The sequence below is a fragment of the Bacillus cereus group sp. BfR-BA-01523 genome (genome assembly GCF_022662615.1).
GTDB classification, from domain to species: Bacteria; Bacillota; Bacilli; order Bacillales; family Bacillaceae_G; genus Bacillus_A; species Bacillus_A mycoides.
Genome location: NZ_JAKUDX010000005.1, coordinates 214,269 through 233,429 on the forward strand (window position 1 = coordinate 214,269; position 19,161 = coordinate 233,429).

Sequence of the window (19,161 nt, forward strand, 5' to 3'; positions counted from 1 at the left end):
AAAAACTTTGAATAAATTTTGTATCCTACGTTTACACCAGTTTGATAGATTAGAAGAATTTCAACAACTTTTACAAGGAAATCGAGATATTCAATATACACAAAGAAATTGTGAAGAGGATGAATTACACTGTAGGATAGAAGATGTACCGGGTTTTCCTCTTACAGATTTAAAAACCCTGGAGTTTGATGATGAAGTTGTGAATTATTTGTACTTTATAGGGCATATAGAAACTCAAAAGCGAGTAGCTCCCTATGACGGGAATGGACGATTAAAACCTAGAGACGAGCGTGTAGATCATTTTGCCCCGGGTGTATTGGTCTTTGAAAATCGGAATCGCGTATTTGCTATAGTCTTTTGTGGTGCTACAAATGGAAAGAGGGTAATGAAAAAGCTATTTCCTTCGGAGGTTTTTGGACTTATTGAGCCATGTGAAGATGGGTTAACAGAGGATTTGCTTTATTGGTTATTCAAACATTACATAGATGATCCTGATGATCCTTTGTCAGAAGACCATGAGATTTTTGTTATTGCATTGGAAAGCTATCGAGGGACTACAAGAGATAATGCAAATGCAGTAACAGGAGAGGGTTCAAGAATATCAACCATTTTAGGGACGTTAGCCTTTTTATTTAATAATGAAAAATTAAAATCCTTGAGACCACAAATTCAGTACATGGATGAAGCTGTTTCAGTAGAACTGAGGTTAACGGGGACTTTTATATTATGGCCAAACACATATAATGGTGAATATTTTAGAGGTTTAACAGGTATTGAAAAACAAAATGCTCTTGCGATATATGTTTTTCTTCAGATGCTACCTTCAATAGTTGAATGTTATAATACTAGTACTGAAAACCAAGAATGGTCACCGCAGCTAAAACTAGATTTTGTGAGACGTTTAGGATCTATGATTAGGCAAAGAGTTGATGCTGAATTGGTAAGGATTGAAGAAGAATCAAGAGGCACCGTGGATATCCCTCCTGTGGAAAATGATGAAGATGAGGGTATTGATGAATGGGCATTGAAAAATATTTCTTAACAGTAAAGGATAAAAAAGAGGATGCCTTCTTCGTTAGAAGAAGGCATCCTCTTTGGTATCAAGCATTGATTGGCCAATCTCTATATTTTTCCTTTGCCTCATCAACAATCGCGCTCATAAGAAATTGTAGTTGTTGACCAGAAACTTTTTCTTTAATAAGAACTTTTGTAACTGCAATACGTACTTTTGCTAAAATATCGGTACGATGAACCTCTGTCCAACCAGGACGAAATTCTCTCTTCATTTCTTTAATTACTTTGTGAACCAAATCGGCAATAAATTTATTTTCAAAGGTATGTTCCCCCATGTTAGCGATAATCTCATAGAAGGAAGCTTCTTCTTCGGTTAGCCCTAAATCTTTACGTTTTTGTTCCTCAGTCATCATTTCATTACGCATTTCCGTCATAATACGCACTACGTCTGCTGCATTAATAATGCGGTTATGATATTCATTTAATGTTTTTTCTAATAGCTCACTCATTTTTTGAGATTTTGCCTTGTTTTTAGAAAACGTTAATTTTACCTGGTCTTCTAATAATTGTTTGAATAATTTCAAACGTAAATCTTCATGTTTTTTATCTTTTACGTCTAATATAAATGCTTCATCTAGAATAGATACATCTGGCTTTTCTATACCTGCAACGGCAAATATATCAATTGTTTGGCGGGTTACGAGACTGTCATTTATTAATTTGTTTAATTTTTGTTCTAATTGCTCTTCTGCTTGAAAATCCTTCATACTAATTTTACGTATTTGGGTTTTTACAATTTCATAAAGCAATATTTCATCTACTACAGGTCTTACAATCATTTCATTAGAAACAAGTTTATAGGATTTAGATAATTTTAATTGAGCCTCTAAGAAATCTTTTTCTATATCCATACCTAAAAACTTTCCTAGTAGTGTTGCAAATAAATCTTCTTGCTCAATTTTGCTCAATTTGCGCCAATCTGTCGGACGTAAATGTGCTGGTACATATTGTCGTATAATCTCTAAATTCCCCCAAAATATCTCTAATGCTTCTTCCATATCAAAAAGTGCTTCTTTTGGTGGTTCGATACTATTTGTATATTGTTTTGTTGCCTGTTTTAATTGGTCTACAATACCGATAAAATCAATGATTTGACCGCCTTCTTTTTCTGGAAACACTCGATTAACACGTGCGATTGCTTGAATTAAGTTATGACCTTTCATAGGTTTGTCGACATATAGAAATGTCATTGGTGGGAAATCTGAACCTGTTAAGAACATATCTACAACTAGGCATAGTTTTAATGGGTCTTTTGGATCTGCTAATCTTTCTTTGATAACTTTCTTTTCTTCGTCATTTTTTATATGTGAGTATTGGCTCCCCTGTTGAACGTCTTTCCATTCTATTGGATCGTCTGTTCTTCCTCCTGTCATAACAATTTCCATTTGTGGGCAATTAGGTATTTTCTTTAGTTGGTCATACAAAGCTACGCAAATATGCCGACTCATCGTTACTATTAAGCCTTTTGCAAAAGGCTGCTCAATACTAGCAGTATTAAAGTGGTTTACAATTTCTTTTGCTAATTGCTCTAATCGTTTTGGTGTTCCAACGACCTTTTTTAATGCTGCATATTGACGCTTGTACTTTTCTAATGCATCATCATTTGAACCATAAGCAACGATGTTAGCTAATTCTTCATCAATATTTAGATTAGTTAAATCTAATGGAATTAAGCGAGAGTCATATGTTAATTTAACAGTTGCACCATCGTTTACCGATTGAACCATATCATATGTATGAATTATAGGCCCAAATTGTTCTGTAGTATCTCGTCCAATCATAGAAATTGGTGTACCTGAAAAGGCAACATGAGAAGCATTTGGTAAAGCTTGTCTTAAGTTCCCAGCAAATCCTTTTACACCATATTGAGTGCGGTGTGCTTCATCAGCGATAACAATAATATTGGAACGGTCAGATAATGTAGGGTGTTCATTTTCATCATCTTTTAAGCGGAATTTTTCAATTGTAGATAATACAATTTGTCCACCTTCATTTTGTAATAAATCACGTAAATCATCTGCTGACCTTGCTTGGAATACCTTTCCTATAAAACTTTCCGTATTAACAAATGTTTTATATAATTGTTCATCTAAATCTGTGCGATCTACCTGTAAAACAATTGTTGGGTTATTCAAATCTTTTGAACGACGTAGTAAATTTGCTAAAAATAGCATAGTAAAAGATTTACCTGAACCGGTACTATGGAATACCGTTCCAATCTTTTTATTTCCATTTGGACCAGAAGCCCGTAACGCTTCCTCGTATGCAATTGTCGCTCCGAAGTATTGATGGTATTTTGCACCAATTTTTACGCTAGCCTGTCCTTTTACTTTAAAGAAAATAAATCTTTGAATGTATTCTAATAAACGATCTTTTGAAAATAGCCCTTCAATTAATGTTTTCATAGATAATATAGGATTATTTTCAATTGTATGTCCATCTTTTGACTTCCATTCGGCAAAATATTCAAATGAAGCAAATGGCATCCCATGCATTGTTTGTACTCCATCTGATAGGACAACAAAAGCATTGTAATCAAATAGCTGTGGAATATCTTTTACATAATGCTGTAATTGTAAATGGGCACCTCGAACAGATGGATCTTCACGATAAGGGCTTTTTAACTCAAAAACAATTAATGGAATACCATTAATATAAATTATAATATCAGGTCTACGAGAAAAGCGGCCTTCAATGGCTAGTTGGTTCATCACAATGAAGTCATTATTTTTGGGGGTACCCCAATCTATTAAATTAACATCTGTATATTTTGTTTTTCCGTTTTCTTCATAAGAAAACGTATATCCTTTAACTAAGAGTTCATGAAAACGTTCATTTCTTTTTTCTACATCTACTCCATCTATTGTGGTTAATAGTGAGACTAAGCGTGGGATCTCATTAGATGGAATCATTTGATATTTATCAGAAAGGAACGTTGCTAAACGTTCCTTTATTATTACTTCATGCAAATCATTACGTGTCATCCATTCGTGTGCTGGTAAGTATGTGTAACCTTCTTGTTGTAGTCTCTCGATGGCTGTTTGTTCAAAATCTGATTCATACAAGCGACTAGCCATTTGTTAACACCTCTTTTGTTATTTTTGCGGCTTCTTTTAATGTTACTTCTCCTGAAATGAGGAGGGGTAGCAGATAATCCCGAGTTTGAATTAATGCTTTATTTTCTAAATGCAATGACTTCCTTAAATTAAATAAAGGAGTAAGTTTATGATTAAATCTAGAAAGTACATCTTCTTTAGGAACGAGTACAGGTAAGGACTTTATAATTTGTTGATTAATATTTTGTTGTGCTCCTCCATTGGCCAAATCAATGATTTTCTCTCTGTTATAACTTAAATATTCATATATATATTGAGGAGTAAAAGTATTATTTTGAGAAATAATAGCACAGCATGCTTGATTTGTAGAGGAATCGTTTGATAATATTCCTAATCTACCGACAGTTGCTCCGTACATGGCTATTATCACTGTATTAACTGGAAATATCTTAGCGGATGATTTTTGAATCGCTAACTCTGTTATTTTTTCCTCTGTTTCAAAGATAAAGTCATCGTTTAATTCTTTTGTTTTAAGCCAATTAATATTTCCATTTTCATAATAATCCTTCTTTTTTCTGCTTGGTGTTCCTCCAGAAGAAGTTTTATATAATGATCCTAGCTCTTTTATTTCCCAACCTTTAGGTATAATTCTTGAGTTGTTCTTTTCAAACTCCCCATCTTGAAATGGCCCGAAGTCTACAAACCAATGTTTATATAATTTTTGTGCCATTTCTTTAAGGGTTGAATTGATTTTATGATTTACTCTAATTTTATCGTCTAAAGATGATAGAATAGATGCTATTTGCCTCTGGATGGCTAATGAAGGTAACGGGATAAGAATATTATCGAATGTGCTTAGATTAATATTATCTTGTACAGTTCCATAAGCGTACTTTTGTATTTCTTGTTTATGGAATTTTAAAAAATAATAAACGTAATCTAGATGACATTTCTCTTCATTAGGAATAAAGCCCACTATACTATCTGGAAAACAAGCATCTATTCCTAAAATACCCGTTTCAGCGATATTTGCGGCAATAGTAATGCACAAGGTTCCCTTAGGCCAAAGTTTACTTTGTTTTAAGCCATGTTCATTATAGGTTTTCTCATAGTGTGTAATGTGTTTATTTGCTGCTTTAACATCACCAGTTTGAATAAAAGGATAGTTACCATCATATAAGATAGGGTCATGTCTTGGGCGATGTCTAGATTTCCCACGACCTAATTCTCCTAATTCTTTCAGAGGTACTAAAGAAAAAATGTCTTTTGTTTTCTTCACATTAATCCCTCCAAGTCACTTAAAATCTTCTCTTGAAGGTGGTTACTTTCTTCAAATTGCTCACGTAATGTTTCAATTAATGTCCCCATTCTTTCTTCAAATGGAATGCCATCATCGTCTTCCAATTCTGAGCCAACATAAATACCAGGAGTTAGTTTATAGTCTTTAATTTTTACTTCTTCTATTGTTGCAACTCTAGAGAAACCTGTTTTATTTTCATATTTTTCATCTGAGTTTCGATAGTGATGGTATGTGTCAGCAATTTTACTAATTACTTCTTCCGTTAATGTTTTTTGACGGCGTGACACTAATTTCCCCATCTTACGAGCATCAATAAATAAAATTTCTTCTTTACGTTGACGATAACCATTGTTACCATCTCTATTTTTACTTAAGAAGAATAAACAACATGGAATACCTGTTGTAAAGAACAGTTTTTCTGGTAACTGTACAATACAATCTATATATCCTTGGTTGATTAGCGCTTGGCGTACTTCTTTTTCACCAGTTGCATTCGATGTCATTGCACCATTTGCGATAACATATCCTGCGGTTCCCTCATCGTTTAAATGATATAAGAAATGCTGCATCCAGGCATAGTTGGCGTTACTATCTGTTACTTTTACTCCTTCTAACCCTAATACATTGAAACGTGGGTCATCGTTAGGAATACGGTCTGCACCCCAATCTTTCATATTAAAAGGTGGATTTGCAATAACATAGTCTGCTTTTAAATCGGGAAATTGGTCATTGAGTAAAGTGTCTCCCAAGCGAATATCAGCATTAATACCATGTAATAATACGTTCATTTTACCTAAGCGTACGTTATTCTCTTTGATTTCTTGTCCATAAAAAGACAAGTCACGATTATGTTGGGAATAGCCATCAGACTGAATAAACATCCCCCCGGAACCACATGCTGGATCAAAGACTTTCCCCTCTGTTGGTTCAAGCATAGCAACCAATAAATTTACAATAGAGGACGGTGTGAAGAATTCACCACCACGTTGCCCTTCTGTAGATGCAAAGTTCCCAATGAAGTATTCATATACTCGACCTAGTATATCAACGCTATTTTCGTTAGAAGCACTAAAAGTATCACGTGAAAAGATAGTGATAAGCTGAGCTACATTTTCAATAGGTAAAGAAATTGCACGTTGGAAAATTCGAGGTAAGGTTCCTTGTAGCTCTAGGTTTGTTTCCTCGATTAATTTCATAGCATTATCAATAATTTCTTTAATATTAGGTTGATTTGCATTAGCACGGATATAGTCCCAATGAGCTTTTTCTGGAATTATAAAGACGTTTTCAGATCTATATAGGTCATCCATGCTAAGGAAAGTTTCGCGTATTATTTCATCTCCGGCCGCGTAAAAATCGCTATCTGGATTATCAGTCATAGCCTCAATGTGTGCCTTGCGTTTATCATAACGTAACGATAAGTATCTCATGAAAATTAATGGTAATACATAATGTTTATAATCAGCCGGTGAAACCGGCCCACGTAATTGATTTGCTGCATCAAATAAATCTGTTTGAAAGTTTATATCTGCTTTAGGTTGAGTACTCATTATAATCCTCCTGCTAGTACATTCATTAGATTTAATTATATCATTCATCTGGTTTTTAGAATAAGGATTCATAAATGTTTTATTTGGAAGAATTAGTGGTTTATATACAAACATATATGTCCATATTTGTAATAGGATATTTTGCAAAGCGCGGTGTTGAAATTGCATTATGCATATTCAAAACGAAGTCAACTATATGAGGTTAAACCAATGGGAGTAGGGAGTCCTTATATGGAATGCTTAACAAGTTACTTAATTAGGTTATCAGAAGTACATAAAATTTATCCGTCCTCGTTACTTTCTTATATCGTTGCACCAGTACTTGATAAAGAATTCCTTATCAATAGTGTTAAAAGAGGAGGAAATAGATTTTACGATGGTGCCCGAACAATTAATACTTTTGAACAAAATGCTGTAGATATGGTAACTGTTTTAGAAAATCTAACAGGAGTACAGCATTTGGATCAATTGACATTAATGGGATTGAAGGAAGTAATTCCATCACGGTATTTATTGAAGGTCCATCTTTCTTGGTGTCCATCATGTTATGAAGAACAAATGAATAATGAAGAAAGTTATTATAATCCATTATTGTGGCACCTTGAGGTAGTTAAGGTATGCCTTAAGCATAAATGCAGATTAGAAATATATTGTCCTTCTTGCAATAAAAATCTCCCTATTTTACACAGGAAAAGTCAAAACGGATACTGTGTATATTGCAATACATGGCTAGGTATAGAAAAAGGTAACAATCAAGACCCACATAATCTAGAGCTTAATTACAAAATAACTCTAATGGCGGAACAATTTATAAATCACAAAGAAGAGATAGCGGTTTTAGGAAATAGACAACAAATCATTAGAAATTTAAATTACCTTGTTGAAACTTATGAACAGGGGAATCTACAAAGGTTTGCGAAGAACTTAAACTTAGCAAAAACGACTCTTTGGGATTGGTGTAAAGGAAAAGTTTTACCACCCCTTCCTAGGGTACTTGAAATATGTAGCTTATTTGATATTTCACCGGTTTATTTCTACACCCAAGATATCAGTATAAATAAAAATCTAATTATCTTGAATGTAGAGTTTCTTTTAAGGAATCAGGATACAAGAGAAATTAGATTTGATTGCAATAGGGCGTTGTCTATACTTGGGGAATATGCCAACAATTCAGAGCGCATTATATCTATGACTGAATTAGCTAAGTTGATAGGCTACCCCAAAAGAACACTTTATGAACATTTTCCAGACCTATGCAAGATTATTTCTGCAAAGAATAAAGAATATATTAAAAGACGAACAATACAGGCTTATGAAGATAATTGCTTAATAATTGATAAATGTGTTGAAATTCTAGGAAAGCATGGCGTATATCCGAGTAGAAGAAAGATAGAAGAAATTGCATATAAGCCGGGATTACTTAAAGAAAAGAAGTTAAGGGAGTATTTAAATAGATTAATGCAAAATGAATTTTCTAATGACGGGAGGTAAGTTATGTTCAGTGAACAGGAGTTTCAAAGCTGGTGTATTTTATTAGATTTTACCAAAGAGACAGTTAGTACAATTCAAAAAATCCGGACATCACCGCCTTCTCGTAATGTTAGGAGTTCGAAGAAAAACTTATCTGGGAAATACCCAAGTAAGAAAATGGGGATGTCTATTCAATACGAGAGTTATACAGTTGAACTAGTTGCTATGTACCTAATGGAATATGATGATGATGTACTCGAATATTATGATCAGCCTATTACCTTAAAGTTAGATTATTCTCGTGAAAATGGTAAGAGAATATCTTTTTATTACACCCCAGATTTTTTAGTATTAAGAAAAGATGGTGCACAGATTGAGGAATGGAAAACAGAAGAACAACTGGTTAAGCTCTCAGAAAAAGATCCAATAAGATATTTTAAAGATGAAGAGGGGAATTGGAGATGTCCACCTGCAGAAATTGCAGCCAGTCAATTAGGCTTGGACTTTGTTGTTCGATCATCGGCTGAAATAGATATAAAGGTGCATAGAAATCTTATATTTCTAGAGGCGTATCTCAAGAATGGACACTATACAGTATCAGAGGACAAGAAAAAAGAAATTATTAATATTCTTTCTTCGAATTTAGGGATGAAATTATCCGAACTGCTCGCTTCTTTAAAAACAACAAATGCTGATGATGTATATACATTGATTGTGAAGAATGAAATATATGTGGACCTGGTGAAATATATAATTGCCAATTCTAATGATGTACCAATTTTTTTGAGTGAACAGCATAATAAGGCATTTGAAAGTATTAATTCAACAAAAACTGAAAATATTCATCCTGTAACAGCTGTAACAATAGATGTTAATGCGACAGTTATGTGGGACGGAATTGTTTGGAGGATTGTAAATGTAGGCTTTCAATCAATCTCGCTTTATTCGGATGAAAATGGATTATTAGAACTACCTAAAATACATTTTATAGAGTTGCTGAATAACGGTAGGATAGATCTCAAAAATGAAGAAAAGGAGAGTAGAAAATATGCGCCCTTTATAGAAAATATATTAGAAATGGGGCCAGAAGAGTTGGCAAAGGCTAATAGAAAGATAAGTGTAGTTAAGCGAAAATTAAATAATGAAAAAATACCTAGCAGTGAAGTTTCTGAAAGAACTTTGAGACAGTGGGTAAAAGACTACAAAGAGGCTCAACAGATATATGGAAATGGATATATAGGTTTATTAACTAAAAATCAAAGCAAGGGTAATCGAGAGAAAAAGCTTCCAGCTGAAACAATATCTTTAATAGAAGAAGTAATTGAAAGGGAATACGAAAATCTTAAACAGAAGAATAAAACGATTGTATATGGACAGCTAGTCATTCTATGTGAAGATAAAAATATTCCTGTCCCAAGCTTTAAAACGTTTTGTAAGGCTATTAAGCATAGAAATCGGTATGAACAAGTCAAGAAAAGACAAGGAGAAAGGTCAGCTTATAAGTATGAGCCTTTTTATTGGAATTTAGAAAGAAGCGTTCCAAAACACGGGGATAGACCTTTTGAGATTACACATATAGATCATACACAGTTAGATATTCAGGTTGTATGTTCTAGAACGAGTAAAGTATTAGGAAGACCGTGGTTAACTTTATTAGTGGATGCTTACTCTAGGATGGTCCTTTCCCATTATATTACCTTCGAGTCACCTAGTTACAGATCAGTGATGATAGCATTGAGAGAATGTGTGCGTAAATATCATCGACTTCCACAATCTATTGTAGTGGACGGAGGAAAAGAATTTCACAGCATTTATTTCGAAACATTTACAGCTATGTACGAAATTAACAAAAAAGTAAGACCACCAGCAAAAGCTAGATTTGGAAGTGTAATTGAAAGATTGTTTGGCACTTCGAATTCTAATTTTCTTCATAATCTAAGGGGGAATACTCAAATTATGAAGAATGTTCGACAAGTTACTAAGGCTGTAAATCCTGTAAATCAAGCGATATGGACTTTGGAAAATTTGGAAGATGTATTTGGAAAATGGCTAGTGGAGGTATACAGCAATAATGTACATCCATCATTGGAAGGGCTTACGCCTAATGAAGCACTTAATGAAGGCATATATAGAACAGGAGAGCGGAAACTTGATTTCATCTCGTATGATGAAAATTTTATCGTTACTACTTTGCCGTCTACAAGGAATGGGGTAGCTAAAGTGAATTTACGTACAGGTATTAAAGTGAATTATATAAATTATTGGAGCCCTGCTTTAAATAATTCTAAACTTGAGGCGAAAAGTGTACCTGTGAGATATGATCCATTTAATATCGGAATTGCTTACGCGTATGTAAACAAAAAATGGATAACGTGTACCTCAGAATATTATCATGAATTAAAAGGGAAAACGGAACGAGAGTTAAAATTGGCTATGGAGGAGATTAAGAAAAGAAAACAAAATCATGTCAAAGGGTATAGCGTCACGGCTAAGAAAATTGCTGAATTTATTAATAATATTGAGGAAAAAGAGAAATTAATGGCAGAAAATATGAAGAGGCAATTGTCTTCTAAAGGGGATCAAAACGAATTTGAAGAAAAATATCCTTCTGCTATTTCATCAAAAGCTAAAGATTTATTGGAAAATATGGAATTCCAAGAGTTTAATATCTATAAGAAGGGAGGCTGAAATTAAGATGAATAAATATAAAGAGAGTGAGAATATACCTTCATTTGTTGAACAAGATAAGAAGTTAAAGCAATTTGAAAGTTTTGTGGTAGGACATACTATAATTGAACAAGTCAAAGAACAACTCATATCTTGTATCCTTAATCCGGCAGGAACCTTTATCTTTTTAGTTCTTGGACCAAGTGGGGTAGGAAAAACAACTTTAGCTCAAGTGTTAGAAGAATATTTCATTGAACAAATGAAGGAAGAATTAGTAAGGGATCGAGGGAGAATTCCTATAGTAAGAACTGAAGTTGTAGGATTTGATTCTGGAAAATTTACTTGGAAAGATTATTATTATCGAACTTTAGAGGCATTACAGGAACCCCTTATAAATCATAAGGTTATTATAGAAAACCAAACGGATAATGTGCAAAATTCTAAAATTAACTATCATAGCAGATCTACTTGGTATGCGTTAAGAGGCTCTCTTGAGAACGCATTTAAGTTTCGAAGACCTGTAGCCTGTATAGTGGATGAAGCGCAACATTTGCTAAAAGTATCAGGATCTAAAAGTTTACAAAATCAACTAGATACTATTAAGTCTTTAGCAAATCAAACAAAAGTACCTCACATATTAGTTGGTACATATGAATTAAAAGAATTTTTTAATTTAAGTGCTCAGCTTAGTCGTAGGACAATTAGTATACACTTCCCAAGATATAAAGCCAGTAACGTAGATGAATACCGTACATTTTTATCAGTGATTCATATGTTGCAAAAAAACATGCCTCTAGAAGAAGAACCAAATTTATTACAGCATGCAGATTTTATTTATGAGCGTACATTGGGCTGTATAGGTATATTAAAAGATTGGTTAACTCGTTGTCTCGGAGATGCTCTTCATAATCAAAAAAGCACTATTACAAAAGAAATTCTATATAAATATGCTATGCCAATCCAGGCTTTAGAAATGTTGTATGGGGAAATTGAACAAGGTGAAGCTTTATTTGCTGAAAATGAACAACATAGGATGAATTTCTTATATAAAATAGGATTAAAAGAGAGAGAGGAAAAGCAAGCGGAAAAAACAGTTGCAACTAGAGGCCGTAAGGTAGGAATGCGTAATCCAAAAAGAGACCCTGTAGGTAAACAAGATTATATGGAAGGCTGAAAATATGGATATATCTAAAAAGCCAACAGCTAGTTACTTCTATTATATAGAACCTATAAATATTGGTACTCCAATGGTTGAATGTTTAAATAGTTATCTTAAAAGACTTGCTGATGCACATAATGTTAAATTAAGAACCCTCGTTTCTCATATTATTTTTTTGCATCCAGAGAAGCGGCACTTACTTTCTAAAGAACCTCAACTAGGAAGTTTTACCAATCAGGCTTCTTATTATAGTATGGCAAAAAGTACATCAATAATTGCTGAATCCTTAGAACTGCTAACGTTACAAAAAGGTTTTAAGTACATGACGATGTTAACTTGGAAGGATGTCGTATATTCTCAGGAGTTATATAATTTTGATAAGAAATGGTGTCCCCACTGTTTTGATGAATGGAAGAAGGTTGATGAAGAAATATATGAGCCATTTATTTGGTATTTTGATTGTGTCACTGTATGTTTGAAGCATAAAAGGAAATTAGAAACTTTGTGTCCTAATCCAAAATGTAGGAGAGAACAAGCAGCTATTAGACAGTCTCGGGGGCATTGTTATGCATGTGGTAATTGGTTAGGACAAAGAGAATATGATTTTTCGGAAAAGCAATATGAGATAACTCAAAGAGATGAATGGATTAATAAAAGTATAGGAGAATTGTTACAAGTAGCTCCATACATTGTTCCTCCGACAATAGAAGAGCTCTCTTTAATGCTTGAACAGTATGTAACAGTTCTTTTTCAAAGTGACCATCGTCAGTTTTGTAAAGCGTTAGGAATACATCCTATGACTCTAAAAGCAATTATGCTTAGAAAAAAACGGATATCACTACAAGCACTTTTATCATTAAGCCTATATACTAAAATTCCATTGTTAAAGTTACTGAACCTGTCATATAAAAGTTCTAATGACTAAAATAGTAAGATTAAATACCTCATGCTGATAATAGGTATAGGTATTTTTATTTGTCTTGTTGTAACATTCACGGCAAGTTTATGGGTTAATAATTAATTCACGGCAAAGATATGCTTCTTTTTTCCTCGAATAATCAACTAAATCTCTTCAAAAACATGTGATTTCCGGCAAAGATATGCTTCCTTTAGTGGCAACTTTATGGGTAAAGTCACAATTTTGTATGATATGAACCATAACTTTGCCAGGTTGGCGGGGGTATGGTTCTTTTTGTTTTGTGGTTTGATAAAATGCTTAAGTTGAGGACGGTACCCTTGAAACAGAAACTGAATGAATGGTTATTGATGATAAGCAGGTAGATATTATAGCTGCCCCTTAATGATTAAAAAATATTTATTTAAATCTTCATATATTTTGTGTTTTCATCCATATCTATTGTAAGATTATATAGAGTTCTCCTAATAAGTCGTTATAACGGCTTTTTTTAGGGATTTAATATTTATAAGTCTTAAATTATTTTTTGGGGATAACTTTTTATCCAACTAAGTTATATTGAAGTAGAGGTGAACCATCGGTGAAGCAGGTGTTAGTAATTAAGAATGAACGGTCTTTTGCAAAGAAAATCGTAAGCGGTCTAACGCAAGAGGGCTATTTCATTTTAAAACTTCACAATGAAAACCAAGGTTTAAATATAGTATATGAACAAGATTGGGATATTATCATATTGGATTGGGATTCGTTAAGTATATCGGGACCAGAAATTTGTAGACAAATACGACTTGTTAAAACGACACCGATAATTATTGTGACCGACAATATTTCTAGCAAGGATTGCATAGCAGGGCTACAAGCGGGAGCAGATGATTATATTAGAAAACCATTTGTGAAAGAAGAATTAGTAGCAAGGGTTCAAGCTATTTTAAGGAGAAGTGACTGTATCCAGCAAAATGAGACAAACTTCTTTCAGTTTAAAGATCTCTTTGTTGATGCATCTAGCCATATTGTGAAAAAAGGTGGTAAAAATCTCACGCTTACTAAGCGCGAGTACGATTTACTCGTATTTTTAATCAAGAATAAAAATACAATATTGAGCCGTGAAATGCTTTTGAACCAGGTTTGGGGATATAACGTAGTAGTCAATCCCAATGTAGTGGATTTATATATTGGGTATGTAAGAAAAAAATTAAAGTGCGAGAAGAAAGGTAGATATATTCAAACGATACATGGCAGAGGCTATTCAATGGTTGAATGATAAAAATAAGATAATAGGTAAAGTACAGTTTGTCATAATAGCAAAAACGAGTAAAACTATTTCATACAGTTTTACTCGTTTTTTTCTATTAAACCTGATAATCAAATAGTTTCTGTGAAATATTAAAAGACGGAAACTATAAAAAGAAGATTGCTACCAGGCAATGGATTATGAAAAAATCAGCTATTAATGGGCATTTTTTTGCAGTAGAAATCATGGTTTATAAGGTGCCCAATCTATTGATTAGTACGTGTGGGGGAGGACTCTGGTGCGCATTAGATGAGACTGTATCTAATTTATGTTTAATTATATTAACTCATACCATTCACAAGATTTTCACATAATTAATGACTATACTTATTAACAGGATATTCAAATGAAAATGATTATCAATAGCAATTTAGATACATAAAGGTTACTATCTAATTTAATCTATGGACGTTATCATTTTCGAACTAAATTACATTATAAGGAGTATACGTATGAAAAAAACTATGCTTTTAAAATTAGTAAGTATTTTAGCAATTTTCACTTTAATGTTAGCAGCTTGCTCGGATTCAAGTAAGGAAACTTCGAAAGCTAATAAAGGTGATAGTAGTGATAAGCCAAAAACAGTTGAAATCACTGATGCACATGGAACTGTTAAAGTCCCTGTAAATCCAAAAAATGTAGTTGCTTTGGATAATAGAACTTTTGAAACTTTAGCTGATTGGGGAATTAAATTAGCGGCTGCTCCAAAGGATGTAATGCCTGCAGATTCAGCATATGTAAAGGATAGTAAAGTTCAAAATATTGGAAATCACCGCGAACCAAATCTTGAAATTATTGCAGCGGCAAACCCTGACCTTGTAATCGTTGGTCAAAGATTTGCTGGCCATTACGAAGAAATCAAAAAATTAGTGCCAAATGCAGCTGTTATTGATCTTAATGTTGATGTTTCTGAGAAAGCTACTAAGCCTGGAGAAAACTTAGTAAAAGGACTTAAAGATTCTACAATTTCTTTAGGAAAAATCTTTGATAAAGATAAAGAAGCTAAAAAATTAGTAGCTGATTTTGATAAATCTATTGAAAATGTAAAATCTGCTTATAATGGAAAAGATAAAGTTATGAGTGTTATCGTTACTGGTGGGAATATTGGTTTTGCTGCTCCTCACTCTGGTCGCGTTTGGGGACCAATGTATGAGATTTTCGGTTGGGCTCCAGCACTAGAAGTGTCTAATTCTACTGCAGGTCATAAAGGTGATGACGTTTCTGTTGAAGCTATTGCACAAACAAATCCTGATTGGCTTTTCGTATTAGATCGTGATGCTGCAACATCTGATGCTGCTACTTCAGCTCCTGCTCAAGATGTTATTTCTAAATCACCTGCTCTTCAAAACACAACTGCTGTTTCTAAAAAACAAATTGTTTATGCACCAGCAGATACTTACACAAATGAATCAATTGAGACTTATATAGAGTTATTTGGAAATATCGCAAAAACTTTAGCTAAGTAGTGTAAAGGAGTACGAAACAGTGTCAAAAAATATGATTTCTAGGGTTGAGAATATTTCTCAACCCCAGTTTTATAACCACAATAAAATATGGACAAAACCTTTTATAATAGCGATTATAGTTGTTATAATTTTAGGGATTATATCACTGTTTACTGGAGTTTATGATATACGTGGACAAGAGGACGGAATGGAGATGTTTTTCATCACTCGTGTTCCGAGAACAGTTGCATTAATGCTTACTGGAGCTGCAATGGCGATGGCAGGGCTCGTAATGCAATTAATTACACAGAATCGTTTTGTTGAACCTACTACAACGGGGACTATTGAATGGTCAGGCTTAGGCCTGCTTTTTGTATATTTATTATTTCCTGCCCCGACTTTAGTTCAAAGAATGACTGGTGCAATCATTTTTTCTTTTATAGGAACTATGATTTTCTTTCTGTTTTTAAGAAGAGTTAAACTTCGTTCGTCTTTAATTGTCCCTATTATTGGATTGATGCTTGGAGCAGTTATTTCTGCAGTGTCTACTTTTTTGGGACTCCTTTTTCAAATGACGCAAAGTATTGAAACTTGGTTCGTAGGTTCATTTGCTACCGTTCAGGTGGGAAGATATGAATATTTATGGCTGATTGTTATCGTTACTGTGCTTATTTTTATGTATGCTAATAGATTGACTCTAGCTGGACTAGGAGAAGATGTCGCAACAAGCCTTGGAGTTAATTACAATAGAATTGTTCTTTTTGGGACTGGCCTTATCTCTGTTGCAGTTGGAATTGTTGCAGCTGTTATTGGAAACTTACCTTTCTTGGGATTAATTGTTCCAAACATTGTTTCAATGTTTAGGGGAGATGATCTTAGGAGTAATTTACCTTGGGTATGTGTGATCGGAATGGGGACAATAACTGCCTGTGACATCATTTCTCGAACAATTATAAAGCCTTTTGAAGTACCTGTTTCTTTAATACTTGCAACAGTGGGAGCAGTCGTATTTATTACTATTTTATTGAGAAAAAGAAAACCAAGGAGGCTGCGATGATCACATTAGACTATAGAAATAAAGAAAATGTCGAAATCGATTCTAGCCTTCATAATGAAAGTAGATCAGCTAGCGCTTTTCGTTCTAAGAAGGAAGCAAGACGTTATTGGATTGTACTGATAACATTGATCGCTTTAGGTCTCCTTTCTTCATATGGACTTTTAGTTTATAACAATCCAGTTCCGATAGATTCACCTTCTTTTATCCCAGTTGTTAAGAGAAGGATAATAGCCATTGTTGCGATGATTATTGCTGCAGTTTGCCATAGCTTGTCGACAGTTGCTTTCCAATCTATTACGAACAATAAGATTATTACTCCTTCGCTTTTAGGTTTCGAATCACTTTATTCAGCAATTCATACGAGTACAATATTCTTCTTTGGTGCTAGTGCATTAATAAACTTTAATGGAATTGGATCGTTTGTATTCCAAGTTGTTGTTATGGTCTTCATGAGTTTGATACTTTATGGATGGTTACTTTCCGGTAAATACGGGAATTTACAACTTATGCTTTTAGTTGGAATTATTATTGGTACCGGACTAAATTCTGTGTCAACTTTTATGAGAAAGCTACTTGCGCCTTCAGAGTTTGATATTTTACAAGCGAAATTATTTGGTTCTGTTAATCACGCAGATCCTGCATATTTTCCTATTGTAATTCCTATGATCATAATTGTAGCAGTATTAATTTTTGCTCATTCTAAGAATTTGAATGTTTTGTCACTAGGAAAGGATGTTGCTACTTCTTTTGGAGTTAAATATCAACCTAGTGTAATTTATACGCTTGTATTAGTTGCTATTTTGATGTCCATTTCAACAGCTCTAATTGGGCCACTTACTTTCTACGGCTTTTTAGTAGCAACTTTGAGTTATCAGGCCGCGTCAACTTATGATCATAGATATATTTTTCCAATGGCTTTTGCAATAGGATTTTTGATAATGACGAGTGCATACTTTTTAATGTATCATGTATTCCATGCTCAAGGTGTAGTTTCAGTTATTATTGAATTATTTGGTGGAATAATATTCTTAACTATAGTTTTAAGGAAGAGGGCTTTATGATAAAAATTGATAATGTTAAAAAGTTCTATACTGATAAGGTGAAAATAGGACCTTTGGATATTGAAATACCAAAAGCGGGCTTTACTTCTTTAATTGGACCAAATGGCGCTGGAAAGTCAACGACACTATTGATGATTGGAAGACTTTTAGATATGGATGAAGGCCAAATTCAGGTAGCAAATATGGATGTTTCTGAATCCAAATCAAAAGACTTAGCAAAAGTTTTGACTATATTGCGACAAGAAAATCATTTTGTAACTAGGCTTACTGTTAGACAATTAGTTGGATTTGGGCGCTTTCCTTATTCAAAGGGAAGATTAACTAAAGAGGATGAAGCTATTATTTCTAAATATATCGATTTTCTAGATTTAACTAATTTAGAGAATAGATATTTAGATGAGCTTTCTGGTGGTCAAAGACAAAGGGCATATGTAGCAATGGTCTTGTGCCAAGAGACTGAATATGTACTTTTGGACGAGCCTCTGAACAATCTTGATGTTGCTCGTTCTGTTCAAATGATGGAGCATTTGAGACGTGCGGCTAATGAATTTGGAAGAACAATTTTGACTGTTATGCATGACATAAATTTTGCAGCCAAATATTCGGATAAAATTTGTGCTATGAAGGATGGACAAATTGCTGCTTTTGGAACAGTAGAAGAGGTTATGGACCCAACAATTTTAACAGATATTTTTGAAACAAAAATAGAAATTATCAATGGTCCTTATGGGCCAATCGCTGTTTATTAGTTACAAAATGTGAAAAATGAGTATGTCAAAAAAATACTGTAGCTTGTGTAAATCATGCCAGCTACTCTAGTTGAAGTTGCTGTCTGTATTTTATAGGCAGCAGCTTTTTTTATGCGGTTGCCCATGATAACTCTTAATATTTCTGGCTGCTCGTAACAGTCCTGCATGTATTTCATTACTTCCGGTTCTGCGATGCTTCCAACAATAAACTTGTAAATTACTCATGAAATGCAAAGGAACGCTTTGTGTTTTCAAGTATTTACCAAACGAAAAATTTATCTCTGTATAACTTTTTATAAGAATTCAGCTTGTTTTTTTTGTATGTAATATTGCATATAAGAGTGTATTGATAAAAGTGTAAGGGGTCAC

Annotated in this window: 13 protein-coding genes; 10 read left to right on the forward strand and 3 right to left on the reverse strand. The window is 33.6% G+C overall.

Translation table 11 applies throughout. The features are described from left to right. The first annotated feature begins 7 nt into the window (after window positions 1-7). The gene (locus tag MR066_RS15760; protein WP_242247668.1) at window positions 8-1,042 is read left to right on the forward strand and encodes a hypothetical protein; all 1,035 of its coding nucleotides are present in this window, start codon (window positions 8-10) and stop codon (window positions 1,040-1,042) included. Between the two features lie 58 nt (window positions 1,043-1,100). On the opposite strand, the gene MR066_RS15765 is transcribed toward MR066_RS15760, so the two are convergent. From MR066_RS15765 to MR066_RS15775, 3 genes are read right to left on the reverse strand one after another with little or no spacing between them, the layout of a single operon-like run. Further along, complete coding sequence (locus MR066_RS15765) at window positions 1,101-4,151, reverse strand: type I restriction endonuclease subunit R (RefSeq protein ID WP_242247669.1); 3,051 nt, start codon at window positions 4,149-4,151, stop codon at window positions 1,101-1,103. Then, on the reverse strand, window positions 4,144-5,409 hold the full coding sequence (locus tag MR066_RS15770) for a restriction endonuclease subunit S (RefSeq protein ID WP_242247670.1): 1,266 nt from the start codon (window positions 5,407-5,409) through the stop codon (window positions 4,144-4,146). The genes MR066_RS15765 and MR066_RS15770 overlap by 8 nt, the downstream gene beginning before the upstream one ends. Next, a complete protein-coding gene (locus MR066_RS15775) occupies window positions 5,406-6,980 on the reverse strand; it encodes a type I restriction-modification system subunit M (RefSeq protein WP_242247671.1) in 1,575 nt (524 codons plus the stop codon). Before MR066_RS15775 ends, MR066_RS15770 begins: the two co-directional genes overlap by 4 nt. Before the next feature lie 210 nt (window positions 6,981-7,190). On the opposite strand from MR066_RS15775, the gene MR066_RS15780 reads away from it, so the two are divergent. The 9 genes from MR066_RS15780 (at window position 7,191) to MR066_RS15820 (ending at window position 18,792) form a co-directional block, all read left to right on the forward strand. Then, window positions 7,191-8,471, forward strand: a complete 1,281-nt coding sequence (locus MR066_RS15780; protein WP_277929012.1) for a TniQ family protein — start codon at window positions 7,191-7,193, stop codon at window positions 8,469-8,471. Between the two features lie 3 nt (window positions 8,472-8,474). Further along, on the forward strand, window positions 8,475-11,138 hold the full coding sequence (locus MR066_RS15785; RefSeq protein WP_242247675.1) for a TnsA endonuclease N-terminal domain-containing protein: 2,664 nt from the start codon (window positions 8,475-8,477) through the stop codon (window positions 11,136-11,138). A 7-nt stretch (window positions 11,139-11,145) separates the two neighbouring features. Next, on the forward strand, window positions 11,146-12,291 hold the full coding sequence (locus tag MR066_RS15790) for an AAA family ATPase (RefSeq protein WP_242247677.1): 1,146 nt from the start codon (window positions 11,146-11,148) through the stop codon (window positions 12,289-12,291). 4 nt (window positions 12,292-12,295) lie between these two features. Then, the gene (locus tag MR066_RS15795; protein WP_242247679.1) at window positions 12,296-13,201 is read left to right on the forward strand and encodes a TniQ family protein; all 906 of its coding nucleotides are present in this window, start codon (window positions 12,296-12,298) and stop codon (window positions 13,199-13,201) included. 571 nt (window positions 13,202-13,772) lie between these two features. Further along, entirely contained in the window at window positions 13,773-14,450 is a 678-nt protein-coding gene (locus tag MR066_RS15800) for a response regulator transcription factor (RefSeq protein WP_002139175.1), read from the forward strand. 482 nt (window positions 14,451-14,932) lie between these two features. Next, complete coding sequence (locus MR066_RS15805; RefSeq protein WP_002089526.1) at window positions 14,933-15,946, forward strand: siderophore ABC transporter substrate-binding protein; 1,014 nt, start codon at window positions 14,933-14,935, stop codon at window positions 15,944-15,946. A 19-nt stretch (window positions 15,947-15,965) separates the two neighbouring features. Next, the gene (locus MR066_RS15810; RefSeq protein ID WP_044439322.1) at window positions 15,966-16,982 is read left to right on the forward strand and encodes an ABC transporter permease; all 1,017 of its coding nucleotides are present in this window, start codon (window positions 15,966-15,968) and stop codon (window positions 16,980-16,982) included. Continuing rightward, window positions 16,979-18,043: an iron chelate uptake ABC transporter family permease subunit gene (locus tag MR066_RS15815; RefSeq protein ID WP_002089519.1), complete on the forward strand. Its 1,065-nt coding sequence runs from the start codon at window positions 16,979-16,981 to the stop codon at window positions 18,041-18,043. Before MR066_RS15810 ends, MR066_RS15815 begins: the two co-directional genes overlap by 4 nt. Further along, window positions 18,040-18,792 carry an iron ABC transporter ATP-binding protein gene (locus tag MR066_RS15820; protein ID WP_000590058.1) on the forward strand — a complete coding sequence of 251 codons (753 nt, stop codon included), beginning with the start codon at window positions 18,040-18,042 and terminating at the stop codon, window positions 18,790-18,792. Before MR066_RS15815 ends, MR066_RS15820 begins: the two co-directional genes overlap by 4 nt. Window positions 18,793-19,161 lie beyond the last annotated feature (369 nt).